At 72.6% G+C, this 12,363-nt stretch carries 5 protein-coding genes; 1 reads left to right on the forward strand and 4 read right to left on the reverse strand.

Going from position 1 to position 12,363, the window contains the following annotated elements; translation table 11 throughout:
• The first annotated feature begins 187 nt into the window (after nucleotides 1–187).
• Nucleotides 188–718 carry a hypothetical protein gene (locus ABD841_RS23105; protein ID WP_344975471.1) on the forward strand — a complete coding sequence of 177 codons (531 nt, stop codon included), beginning with the start codon at nucleotides 188–190 and terminating at the stop codon, nucleotides 716–718.
• Here the strand turns inward: ABD841_RS23105 and ABD841_RS23110 are convergent.
• The 4 genes from ABD841_RS23110 to ABD841_RS23125 form a co-directional block, all read right to left on the reverse strand.
• On the reverse strand, nucleotides 667–3,885 hold the full coding sequence (locus ABD841_RS23110; RefSeq protein ID WP_344975474.1) for a family 78 glycoside hydrolase catalytic domain: 3,219 nt from the start codon (nucleotides 3,883–3,885) through the stop codon (nucleotides 667–669). The genes ABD841_RS23105 and ABD841_RS23110 overlap by 52 nt on opposite strands.
• 61 nt (nucleotides 3,886–3,946) lie before the next feature.
• Nucleotides 3,947–6,436, reverse strand: coding sequence for a glycoside hydrolase family 127 protein (locus ABD841_RS23115; protein WP_344975478.1), 2,490 nt, complete (start codon nucleotides 6,434–6,436; stop codon nucleotides 3,947–3,949).
• A gap of 261 nt (nucleotides 6,437–6,697) precedes the next feature.
• Nucleotides 6,698–8,806: an alpha-L-rhamnosidase-related protein gene (locus ABD841_RS23120; protein WP_344975481.1), complete on the reverse strand. Its 2,109-nt coding sequence runs from the start codon at nucleotides 8,804–8,806 to the stop codon at nucleotides 6,698–6,700.
• A gap of 123 nt (nucleotides 8,807–8,929) precedes the next feature.
• Nucleotides 8,930–11,956: a glycosyl hydrolase gene (locus ABD841_RS23125; protein WP_344975483.1), complete on the reverse strand. Its 3,027-nt coding sequence runs from the start codon at nucleotides 11,954–11,956 to the stop codon at nucleotides 8,930–8,932.
• Between the last annotated feature and the right edge of the window lie 407 nt (nucleotides 11,957–12,363).

The following is a 12,363-nucleotide window of genomic DNA, read 5'->3' on the forward strand; positions in this document are numbered from 1 at the left end:
GAGCGCGGCCGACGCCGATCGGCGGGGGAAGGAGCGGATGAATCCGCCGGGCCGGCGTATTCCGCGGCTTCACCGGGTGCCGCCCCTGCCGGGTTCGGCTGATCCGCCCCCCAAGATTCGCCAGAGGCGCCGTTACTGTCGGTGGCTCCCTCTACCATGAGCCACCTCAGAGGAGGGATGGCCGCTCATGGTGGACGCGCTGAGGGTTGCGCTGCTGGTCACGACCGATCTTCCGCCGGATACGGACCTGGCGGAGTTCGGGCGGTTGCTGGTCGATTCGGTGCGCACGCTCCAGCGGGGCGATGTGGTGTACGCCGGCCTGCTGCGGGGCGGGGTCTTCTGGCTCGACCGGCCGCTGCCGCCGGTCGACGACGAGCTCCCCGGCGCGGCGGCCGAGGAGCTGCGCTTCGCCGCCATGCTGGGCCACCTGTCGGTGCCCGCCTCGGCCGCCTCGCCCGCCTCGGCCAGGCAGGCGGTCGCCGACGCCGGTCGGGCGATCGCCGCCGCCGTCGCCGCCCGGTACGGCGACCTGGGCAGCCCGCCCGCCGTGCTGGCGATCCGCAGCGAGGACGTCCGTGAGCGCACCCCCGACGCGGCCATCCCCGTCGGGGGTGCGGAGCCCCTCGCCGCGCCGGCCGGGCCGGGGTCACCGGCCCGGCCCGCGGGTCAGCCCCCGGTGACGGCCTGGAACGTCCAGGTGCCGGAGCCGACGCCGTAGACGGCCTCGGTGGCCGTCGCGCGGACGGGGGTGGCGCCGTGCGGCGCCTCCGGACGGGCGCCGTCGGCGAGCGGCACGCGCACCTCGGCCGTGCTGCCCGGCGGCACGGTCACGACCAGTTCGAACCGGCCGTCCGTCTTCGTCCACGCCGTGCGGATCTCGCCGTACGGGCTGCGGTAGCTGCCGGAGGCGCCGGTGAGGTCACCCACGACCGCCGGGGCGATCACGAGCTTGCGGAAGCCGACGGAGTCGGCGGCCTGCTCGATGCCGGCCAGCCGGCCGGTGAACCACGAGTCGATCGAACCGAGCATGAAGTGGTTCTGCGACTGCCCGCTGGTGCCGTCCCACATCTCGCCGAGCGAGGTGTTGCCGTGCACGACCTGGTAGCCGTAGCTGGGACTGGTCGTCTGGGTCGCGATCTTGTAGACGACGTCGTCCCTGCCGCTCTCGGACAGCACCCGGAACGCCGCCGGGAGCGAGATCTCGCCGAGCAGCAGGTGCCAGCCGGCCTGCTCGATGCTGCCGATCAGGTGGTCGAGGAGCCGCTGCCGTTGGTCGGCCGGGACCGCGCCCATGTCGAGGGCGAGCGCCTCGGCGCCCTGGCCGCCGCCGGCGAAGGTGCCGGTCGCCGGGTCGTAGTACCTGTCGGACAGGGCCTTGGCACTGGCGTCGGCCTTGGCCCGGTAGCCGGCGGCGTCCGCGGTGTGACCGAGCACCTCAGCAATCTTGGACATGGTGTCCAGCACCCGCCAGTACCCGTAGGTGCCGGAGACCATCTTGGGGAAGGTCCGGTCCGGGGTGATCCAGTCGCCCAGGCTGTAGTCGGTGAGCCCGCCCACGGCCCGCGCCTCCAGGTAGGCGGCGTACTTGCGCATGGCCTCATAGTGGGTGCGCATGGTCTCGGTGTCACCGTAGGTGCGGTAGAGCTGCCAGGGCACCACCACGAAGGCGCCGCCCCAGTTGGGGTCGTCCCGGTAGGCGCCCGCCAGCACCGTGTAGTCCGGGACCGTGCTCGGCACCAGGCCGGTCGGGGTCTGCGCGTCGGCCATGTCCTGCACGACCTTGCGCAGCTGGGCCTGGACGTCGTAGTTGCCGGTGAGGGCGCCGGAGACGAGGTGCACCTGTTCCAGCCAGCCGAGCTTCTCCCGGCTCGGGCAGTCGGTGAAGACGCTCATCATGTTGCCCTCGATCGCCCGGCGGATGAGCGAGTGGATGCCGTTGACGAGCTGGTTGGAGGAGGAGAAGCTCCCGGCGGAGGCGTTGTCGGTGTGCAGCACGTGACCGCGGACCGAGACCTGGGTTCCGGCGGGGGCGCCGCGGACCTCCAGGTAGCGGAAGCCGTGGTAGCTGAAGCGCGGATGCCACGTCTCCGGCTCGCCGGTGCCGCGCGTCGTGTACTGGTCCCAGATGGGCGCGCCGACGTTGCTGGCCGACTGGTAGGCCCGGCCGTCCTTGAGGCTCTCGGCCGGGTGGACCCGCACGGTGGTGCCGGCCGGCGCCGTGACGGTGAGCTCCGGCCAGCCGGCGATGTTCCGGCCGAGGTCGAAGACCTGGTAGCCGTCGCCGCCGCCCACGGGGGTGCCCTCCAGGGTGTCGATCACGCGGATCGGCTCGGCGGAGCGCCCGCTGAGCACGGTCGCCTCACCGGGGGCGGCGACCGCGACGGGCGGCTGCCAGCCGTCCCGCTTCGCGCCGGGCCGGTCCCAGCCGGGAAGCTCCCGCCGGGCGTCGTAGTCCTCGCCGCCGTACCAGTTGGAGAAGGTGGTGGGGCCGAGAGTCGTCAGCCAGTCGTCACCGGTGACCAGGCGGGTCACCGTGCCGTCGGCGCGGGTGACCTCCAGCTGGGCGATGAGCTTGGGGTCGCTGAAGGTGGCGGCGAACTTGCGGTACCGGTCCGGGGTGGAGATCACGTTGGACGCGCCGTTGCCCAGCGAGACGCCGATGGTGTTGGCGCCGCGGCGCAGCAGCCTGGTCACGTCATGGGTGGCGTACTGGACGCGGTCGGCGAAGTCGGTGTTGCCCGGTTCGAGGACGGTGTCGCCGACGCGGCGGCCGTTGACGGCGACCTCGTGGATGCCGAGCCCGCTCACGTAGAGGCGGGCGCTGCGGATCTCGCCGGGCAGGTCGAAGTCCTTGGCGAGGATCGGCAGCGCCACGGGGACCGGGGAGACCGGCGGTTCCTGGCCGGTGACGGTCTGGCGCGTGGTGTACGGGCCCTCGGCGGTGTCGGCCGTCGAGACGGAGTAGTCGACCGGGGCGTTGGGCACCTTGCCGCCCTCGGCGGGGACGTCCGTGCGCGGGTAGAGCAGGACCTGGTCGAAGGTCTTGACCGCCTTCAGGTCGAGGGTGACCGTGATCGGCTTCGCCGAGACGTCCGCCCCCGGGTAGGCGGAGCTGGACCAGCCGGCGAAGGTCTGGTTGGTGGTCTGGGTGCCGTCGGTCAGGTACCTCGTGTCCCAGACCCGGTTCACCCTGCCGCCGGTGTCGGAGGAGGTCACCGTGGCGCCGGCGGCGAGGTTGACGCCCGCGTCGGCGGAGTCGCGGACCTCGACCTCGGCGAGCCGGAGCCGCCAGCTCGGGTCGGGGAGGTTCTCCACCAGGGGCAGGCCGAGGCGGGTGACGTCGAGGCGGACGTAGCGGGCGGTGGTCTTGGGCAGCCGCACCACCATCGGGGTGGGCTGCTTGGCCTTGAACTGCCAGTCGCGGTGGGTGATCCACGCCGCCGACCAGTCCCGGGCGGCGGTCAGGCCGGTCTCGAACCAGGCCGGCGCGCTCCAGGCGGAGGGACGCCCGCCGGTCCAGACACGCACCCGCCAGTGGACGCGGGTGCGGCTGCCGATCGGCGTGCCGGCGTAGTCGACGCGCTGGGCCGCGGAGTCGACCTGGCCGGTGTCCCACAGGTCGGGCTGCCCCTGTTCGAGAAGCTTGCGGTCGGTGGCGGCCTGTACCTGGTAGGCGGACTGCGTCACGCCGCGCGCGCCGGATCGCAGCCGCCAGGTGAGGGGCGGGGTGGTGTCGTCGATGCCGAGCGCCTCGCGGAGGTCGGCGGCGCGCAGCCCGGTGGCGCCGGGGCCCGCGTCGGCGGCGGCGGACGGTGCCGGGGCCGCGCACAGGGCGGTGAGGATCGCGGCGACCGAGGCGCCGAGCCGGGCATGGCGTTTCAGCAAAACTGCCTCCAGGGGGTGATGTGAGGGTGACGGGTGTGGCGGTCGGGGAAGAGGTGCGCGGTCACCGGCCCTCGCCGTGCAGCGCCGCGATGTCGGACGCCGCGAGGGCGTGGTTGTAGACGCGGAAGTCGTCCACCTGGCCGTTCAGGTGGGGATGGCTGGTGTTCTGCGAGCGGCCGAGGAAGTTCTGCGTGGTGGCGCCCAGGACCAGCGGGCTCATGACGAGCGCGGCGTTGCGCCCGGTCTCGGCACCGTCGACGTAGAGGATCCCGGTGCCGTCGCCGATGGTCACGGCCACGTGGGTCCAGGTGCCCACCGGGAGCGGGCCGCCCGCGTCGATGACGTCCTCGCCCTCCATGCCGCAGATCTTCATGGCGAAGCGCGCCTTGCCCAGCCCGGTCCGGGGGGTGAGGAACATGTAGGTCTGCTTGTGGAAACCGAGGTCGAAGACCCGGGCGGAGTTGGCGATCGCCTCCAGCCGCACCCATACGGAGACGGTCAGCTCGGCCAGCCCGGTGATCAGCCCCGCGGGCAGGGCGACGTGGCCGCCCTTGCCGTCGAGCGCCACCGCCCCGTCCGTGGTCCACGTGGCGCCCGCGCTCAGCGTGGCGGCCGGCATCCGGCCGGTCGCGTCCGCCGCGACGGTGCCCTGTCCCTCGCCGAAGGCGTACCGGGCGAGCAGCCGGGGCCGCGACCGCCGGGGCGGGACCGTCCAGTAGACGTTGTAGTTCTGGTGGTGGATGTCGGCGAACGGCATCAGGGAGACCTCGGTGCCGTCCGCGGTCGCGGTGAACCGCAGCGGCCTGTCGCCGTCCGCCCGTACGGAGCGGGGGTCGATGGCCGGGATCGCGCGCAGCTCGCGGTCCCCGTACGCTCCGCCGAGCACCACCGGGCCGTAGGTGACGGCCTGCGTGGTGGGGTTGTCGGGCGCCTTCCGCCAGGCCAGGTCCATCGGGAAGGTGATCTCGACGGTGTCGCCCGTGTGCCAGCCGCGGTCGAGGGTCACGAACGTGCCGGGCTCGGCGGTGATCGGGACCGCGGTCCCGTTGAGCCGGACCCGCGCGTGGCGGCCGTGCTCGCGCAGCCACGCGGGCACGCGCACCTTGAGCGCGAACCTTCCCTCCCCGGTCACGGTGAGGCGGGTGCTCTCCTCCTCCGGGTAGCGCGTCTCCTGCCGGATCCGGATCCCGCGTTCCGGCCAGGTCAGCTCCGACGGGATGAACAGGTTGACGTAGAGATCATCGCCGGACCGGAGGTAGATGCTGTCGGCGAACTTGGTGTGGGTCTCCATCCCGGTGCCGTGGTCGCACGAGAAGTTGTCGTAGTCGCTGCTGTAACTGCCCGGCGCGGAACCCAGACCGCCCTTCGGCTGTCGCCGCGAGCCCGCCCACAGGCCCGTGTAGTAGGTGCAGAACCCGTGCTCGGAGTCGGGGTCCTGCTCGCCGAGCATCTGGTTGTAGAGGGTCCACTCGTAGTAGTCCATGTACTCGGACCGGCGCGGATCGTGCAGGAAGAGCAGCCGCGAGAGCTTCAGCATGTTGTAGCTGTTGCAGTTCTCGCAGGTGTCCTCGCCGAGCCGGCTGGCGATCTCGCCCGGCGGGTTGAAGAACTCGACGTTGCTGTTCCCGCCGATCACGTACGTGTGGTGGTGGACCACCGTGTCCCAGAAGAAGGTGGCGATGTCGAGGTAGCGGGTGTCGCCGGTGGCCTCGTACTCCCGGACCGCGCCCACGATCTTCGGGATCGTGGTGTTGGCGTGCTGGCCCGCCAGCGCGTCCCGCCCTTCGGCCAGCGGCCCGTAGATCTCCTCGTGGTCGAAGCGCTGCGCGGCGCGCAGGTGCGCGGAGTCCCGTGTCAGGAGGTAGAGGTTGGCGAGTACCTCGTTCATGCCGCCGAACTCCACCCGCAGCAGCTGCTGCATCCGGTCCCGGCCGAGCTTCGCGGTGCGGGCGTCGACCCAGCCGGCCATGCCGGTCAGCACGTCGAGAGCCTGCCGGTTGCCGCTCAGCTGGTACTGGTCGAGGAGCCCCGCCATGATCTTGTGGATCGTGTAGTAGGGCGCCCACGGCTTCCCGCCGGCCTCCAGCTGGTCGAAGACGGTCTCCTCGAAGGCCGACAGGTAGCCGGTGTTGTACCCCCTGCCGGGTGACGCGGCCTGGCACTTCGCGAGTTCCCCGACGATGTGGCGGGCCTTGGCGGCGTACTCGTCGTCGCCGGTGTTGGCGTGCGCCTGGGCCAGACCCGACAGCAGGTGCCCGGTGGAGTGGCCGCGCAGCAGGACGTTCGGCGCCTCCCAGCCGCCGCACGGCTCCGCCGAGGAGGGCAGGCCGACGTTGAGCCGGAAGGTGTGCAGGAGCCGGTCCGGGTCGACGAACTTCAGGTAGGCGCAGGTCCGCGCCATGTTCTGGCGGAACCTGCTGTCGAGGAGCGTGACGGCGGACAGGGGGAACGGTGCGAGGGCGGTTTCCGGGGTCCGCGAGGCGGCGGCCCGGGCGGGGGTGCCGAGCGGGCCGCCCAGTCCGAGGGCCGCAGCGGCGCCGCCCGCGGTCACGATGAATCCTCGGCGATCGAACAGGCCTGAACGGTTCAAGGGGTTCATGGGTCTCCCTGATGCGCCCCGGACGGGGCCGGAGCATGGGTCTTACGTGCCTGGCCGGTTTGCTTCACCGGGGGAACCCGGGCAGCCGGAACCGCCCGCCCCGGACGGATCCGGGGCGCGGTCTCCATGTGCCCGGCCGGCTCACTTCACCGGGGGAACCCGGGCAGCCGGAACCGCCCGGCCCGCCCGGGGCGGGGCGGGTCCGGTGGCCGGTCAGTCGTCGTGCCGGTGGCTTCTGATCTCGTGGCGGCCGCCGGTCAGGCCGTCGAGGTAGACGTACTCGCCGTCCGTGTACGCGCCGTACGCCTTGGCCTTGGTGCCGTTCCAGGCGAGCCTGCCGTCGACGAAGACCGTGATCTCCTTGCCGAAGGTCGGCACCCCGGCCCGGCCGGTGGCGCCGCGCGGCACGGTGAGCTCGGCGTCGTACCTGCCGCGCGCCCGATCGACGCGCCAGGAGCCCTCCACCGGGCCGAGCGTGGTGGTGATCCGTCCCCGGGCGAAGGTGAGGTCGGCGGGGTGCGGGACGAAGTCGAAGCTCCGCCCGCCCGTGCCGGTCGGGTTGAGGCCGAGCACGGAGAACGTGAGCGCGGGGGTCGGTCCGGTGGCCCACGCGTGGGCGAGGCTCACGTAGGTGCTGCAGAAGACGCAGGACTCCCCGGCCCGGTACGACTCCCAGAACGTGCTCCCGGTGCCCTGCGGGTGGTTGAGCATGTAGCCCCACTGGCGCCGGATGATGTCGACCCCGGCCTGGTCGGCGGCCTGGCCGCCCGCCGCGAAGTGGGCGTTGACCTCCATGGAGCCGGAGAAGACCCCGGGGTTCCCCTTGTTCTCCGGGGCGGTCGAGCCGACGTCGTTCCAGTTCGTGGTCAGGTAGGCGCTGATCCGGCGTGCCTTGGCCCGGTCGGCGAGGCCGTACCAGACCGCGAGCGCGTTGCCGTCCTGCGCGTGGATGGGCGAGGTGGGGTAGAACTTGTAGGCTCCGGTGGCCTCGTCCCACAGGTGGGTGTCGACGGCGGTGCGCAGCGCCGCCGCCCGGTCGGCGTAGGACCGCGCGAGCGCCGGGTCGCCCTGGACCTCGGCGAGCTTCGATCCCGTGGTGAGCACCCGCCACAGCAGCACGTTGGCGATGAGGTTCTCGCCCTTGGCGAGGATCCGCACCGAGTCGGAGGTGCCGGTGATCGACAGCAGGCCCCGGTCGTTCACCTTCTGGCTGATGAAGTCGACGCCCTGCTTGTAGTCCTCCCAGATCCCGCCGAGCCAGCCGCGGTCCCCGGTGTAGAGGTAGTAGTCCCAGGTCGTCGCCAGGGTCCACATGTGGTAGGTGTCCGACCCGTACTTGTTCAGCATGGGCCCGGCGTAGGGCAGCTCACCGGTGTCCCGCTGGTGCAGGTAGACCGTGGTGAGCGCGTTGCGGGCCGACTCGGTGTCGTTGAAGGCGGCGTAGGCCGCGGGGATCTCGATGCCGAGGTCGCCCGGCCAGACCGTGCGGTCGCGTTTGGCGCCGTCGACCAGGATCGTGTCGCCCACGCCCACGTCGCCGCTGTTGTCCCAGGCTACGGGGGGCGCCTCCCAGATCCGCCCGGTCTTCGGGTCGATGGTGTTGAGCTGGATCGTGTACGCGCCGGCGTACCAGATCTTGTTGAGCAGCTCGTCGCTGGAGTAGAAGTAGTTCGCGTACGCCCGCGGGTCGGCCATCTTCGGAGCCGGCGTGAAGTACAGCGAGACCTGGTCGAGATCGACCCAGCCGGCGGAGTCCATGAAGATCGTCAGGTACCGGAACCCGCCGCGCAGGTGCTTGGCGGGCGTGGTGTAGGTGGTCCCGCCGTTCACCTCGGCGTAGAGGGCTCCGTCGCGGCTGCGCGGGCCGCCGGTCGAGGCGTCGGAGACGGTGCCCACGTACGCCGACGACTCGTTGAACGCCAGGCCGACGCGCTGCGCGCCGTCGGACCCGGCGAAGCGCAGGGTGACCAGGCCGCTGACGTTCTTGCCGAAGTCGAGGGTGACGTAGGATCCGGCGCCGCTGATGCGGGTGGGCTTCCCGGAGAGGACGGCCGCGGCGTCCGTCACCGTGCCCTGGGTGTTGTGGATCGCGACCGGTTTCACGGTCCGGGACGGCGGTGAGTAGTTGTAGGCGTCCCAGGGCCGCTCCTGAGTGGCGGGTGAGACCGGCTCGGCGTCGGCGACGGCCGACGGGACCAGCAGGGTGGGGGCCAGCAGGGCGGACAGGGACGCGGCGGCGAGCATCCCGCGGGCCGATCGCCGGGTGGCGGGGGTGCCGGGAGTGGTGGGGGTGTTGGGGGTGCGTTGCTTCTGGATGTTCACACATACCTCGCGCGGTGGGGCTGATGGGGGTGGCGATGAGGTTGGGAAGTGAAGCGGGCCGGGTGGGGCGCGGGCCCCGCGGCGGTCACCCGCCGCGGGACCCGCGGGAAGGCGGATCGGGCGTCACCCTTCCGAGAGGGGGGCCTGGCCGTAGGGGACGAGCCGGACCGGGCCGACGAGGCCGTAGTTCTGGCGGGCCGCGGTGCCGTAGACGCCGGGGTCGGAGACCCGCAGGCGGTTGTTCAGCGTGGTGGCGACCTCGACCTCGATGGTGTTGCCGCCGCGGCGCAGGTGGGAGCCGAGGTCCACGACCGGGTTGATCAGGTCGACGGGCGGGAGCTTCCTGCCGTTGACGGTCACCCGGCAGGTGTCGAACACCTCGCCGAGTTCCAGGTAGGCGCCGTACCCGCCGGTCCAGCCGTCGCCGAGCTCGACGACGGCGGTGTAGCGGCCGATGCCCGAGACGTCCGCCAGTTCGGGGATCTGCGGCCACGGCTTGAGGGCGTCGAGCGCCGGCTTCCGCGTGGTGACGGCCGTCTCGGTGGCCGAGGCGCCCGGCCCCCAGTCCTCGACCTCCAGCTGCCACGCGGTCAGCGTCATGGGCTCGGGCAGGGCGCCGATGACGGTCGTGACCGTGCGGCCGTTGGACAGGACGCTCTCGTAGCTGCCGGCCCGGGTGTCGCGCACCACCAGTTCGCCGTCGACGAAGCGGGCCTCGCCGGCGGTGGTGGCGGTGACGTGCGGGCTGCGGCCGCCCTCGGCCTCGAACAGGCCGGGCCGGCCGAGCGCGATGACGGTCGTCTCGCTCGGCTGGAGGGTCACCCGCACCCGGACGCGCCCGTTCTCCTCGGTGTAGGCGGCGATCCGCTCGGCCCGGCCGGTCCACAGGTCCAGCCGGTACGGCACCGCGTCGCGGGTGGTGCGCGTCAGTGAGACCTCGTGGTCGATCGCGGCGACCGGCGGCTTGACGGTCTCGGCGTGCTTGCCGTTGCAGAGGTAGTAGTAGTCCACCCCGTCGGCGACCCGGCGGGCGTTGAGCAGGGTGGAGCTCCGCCCGTACACCGTGTCCGGGAGCAGGCCCAGCTCGGCCAGGGCGTCCCCGACCTTCGCCTTGTCGGTCACGGCACGCACCTTGGGCTGGGCGAACACCTCGGTGAGGACCGCGCGCAGGCGCTCGTTCTCGCCCTCCTTGGCGACGCCGGGCACCTTGGCCACGGACCAGTCGCCGAGGAAGACGAGCGGCAGCCCGGCCCGGGTGTAGCCGAGCAGCTTCTCGGCGACGGCCACCGGGAGCGTGCACTCACCGCCGGCGAACAGGTCGCCCTCGACGAACAGGACCTTGTACGCGGGCCCTTCGGGTGCCAGCCGGCCGCCGGACACGGTCGCGTTCGGCAGGTCGAGCAGCGGCGCGCTGACGAACTGGTGGGTCCAGCCGAGCGGGATGCCGGTGGCGGTGAACCAGTTGGCGCCGATCCCGGTCTTGCTGTAGCCCTTCTGCCGGAAGACCGCCACGTCGATCTTGGGCGTGCCGGCCTGCATGACCTGGTGGATGCGGCTCAGGTAACCGGACACGTCCCGGGCGTGCCGCCAGGTGGGGTGGCGGGGGCCCCACGACTCGGAGTAGCCGATGCCGCCGTTGTAGGGGGTGAAGGCGGCGAAGCCCGGCCAGTTCACGCCGGGGGCGGCGGCGTAGGAGAAACCGTGCAGGTAGGTCTGGTTCAGCCCGGCCGCGTACGCGCCGCCCATGGTCCGCAGGATCTTCTCCCACGTCGTGTTGTAGGCGCCGCCCTGGTAGGCCGCGGCCTCGCACGACAGCACGGTCCGGCCGGCCATGTCCCGGCCGCCGGCCAGGGTCCGGTAGTCGTCGAGGTTCTTGAACCCCAGCGACTCGCCCTCGGGGATGTCGAGGATGGCGGCGGCGGCGATCGCGTCGGTCTCCAGCCCGTACGGCTGGGCGCGCAGCTGCAGCCCGATCGAGTGCGCCCAGTCGCGGAGCATCGTGAAGTGGTGCTCGTTGAACAGGTCGGAGACCGTCTCCCAGAAGTCGTGCCGGACGTGCCGGGTCAGCTCCGCCTCGTACGAGTAGACCGGGCTCTCGTTGTGGCGCACGATCACCGGCAGGTACGGCGCGAGCGGGTAGCCCCTGCGCCGCTCGAACTCGGCGGGCAGGTCCGGCGTCCAGTTGAGCGCGTCGGTCTCCAGCTCGATGGAGTCCTCGAACAGGGCGCCGCCGGACTGCTTCAGCAGCTCACGGATCCGGGGGGTCAGCAGGTTGGCCTCCCAGAAGTCGATCACCGCCTGGGTGCCGGCCGGGCTGAAGTGGTCGACGACGTAGGAGAGCGGGTCGGTGTGCGGGTCGGACTCGGGGCGCTGGCCGGAGCCGCGCTCCCAGTACGACAGCAGGATCCACTGTCCGTCGGCCGGGGCGGTCCAGCTGATCCGCCCGTCGGCGACCTGACCGGTGAGGTCCTGGACGGAGGCGAGGTCGAGCCCGGTCTCCTTCCTGGTGGAGTTGGCCGTGTTGACCCGGACCGCCTGGACGAGGAGGAGCTTCTGCGCGGTGACACCGGGGGCCGCCGCGGCGACGGGGGCGGGGACGGGGCCGCTGTAGGCGGCGCCGGCCGCCACGGTCACGGAGCCGTAGGCGAGTTCCTTGACGGCGGCGGGGCTGTCGGCGGTGATGGTGGGGACGGCGGCGGGCCAGCTCGGCCCGAGGGTGATGTCGATGGTGATCCCGCGCTTGGCCGCCTGGTCGAGGGCGGCTTCCACGGCGGCGTTCCACGCCGGGGTGCCCCAGCCGTTGACGGCCACGTCGAGGATCGACTTGTCCCTGATGCTGTGGTGGACGGCGGCGATCTCCGCGCCGCCGAAGCCGGCGTCGGCGATCTGGTCGACCTCGCGCCTGATCTCGGCGAGGTCCACCTTCGCGTCCGGCCACCACCAGCGGAACCGGGGCCGTACGGCGCTGCCGGGGTTGGCGAACCAGCCGGCGAGGTCGCCGTCCCCGCGGAAGGTCCGGGTGCGGGCCTGGGCGGCGGCCGCGCCCAGGGGGGAGCCCCAGCCGACCGCGGCGGCTGCTCCGGCGAGGGCGCCCGCCTGCAGGACGCGCCTGCGGGTGAACCGGGCTCCCCGGCTGCTGTCGTCACTCATGGTCGTACTTCTCCTGGAGGGTGCAGAGGTGTTCTCGGGCATGGCGGGATGGGCCCCGGACCGGGGAAGGCGGTCCGGGACCGGTGTCGGTCGGGTGCCGGGTGGTTTCCCGGGGAGAAGGGCCGCGGGGTACGGCTTCCCGTTCGGGAAGCGACGTCCCGGAGGCCGCGTGGCGCGGCGCCGCCCGGCGGGGCGCCGTCCGGCGGCGGGCCGTCATCCGGTGTGCGGTGGGGGATGCGCGGGGGTGCGCGATGGGCGCGTGGGGGATGGCCGGTGGGGCGGGGATGGGCGGTGGGTGCGCGCGGTCGTCGGCGCGGTGGGGGGACACGTGGTGGGGGTTGGGGGCGGCCGTCGGCCCCGGTCACCGCCGGGTGCCCGGATGGCGGGTGCCCGGCGGGACGCCGTCG

Source organism: Streptosporangium fragile (assembly GCF_039534445.1).
Classification (GTDB): Bacteria; Actinomycetota; Actinomycetes; order Streptosporangiales; family Streptosporangiaceae; genus Streptosporangium; species Streptosporangium fragile.

Excerpts from the sequence above, each read along its gene's own strand:
- ABD841_RS23105 (WP_344975471.1), top strand. The coding sequence starts at position 188 with ATGGTGGACGCGCTGAGGGTTGCGCTGCTGGTCACGACCGATCTTCCG.
- ABD841_RS23125 (WP_344975483.1), bottom strand. The coding sequence starts at position 11,956 with ATGAGTGACGACAGCAGCCGGGGAGCCCGGTTCACCCGCAGGCGCGTC.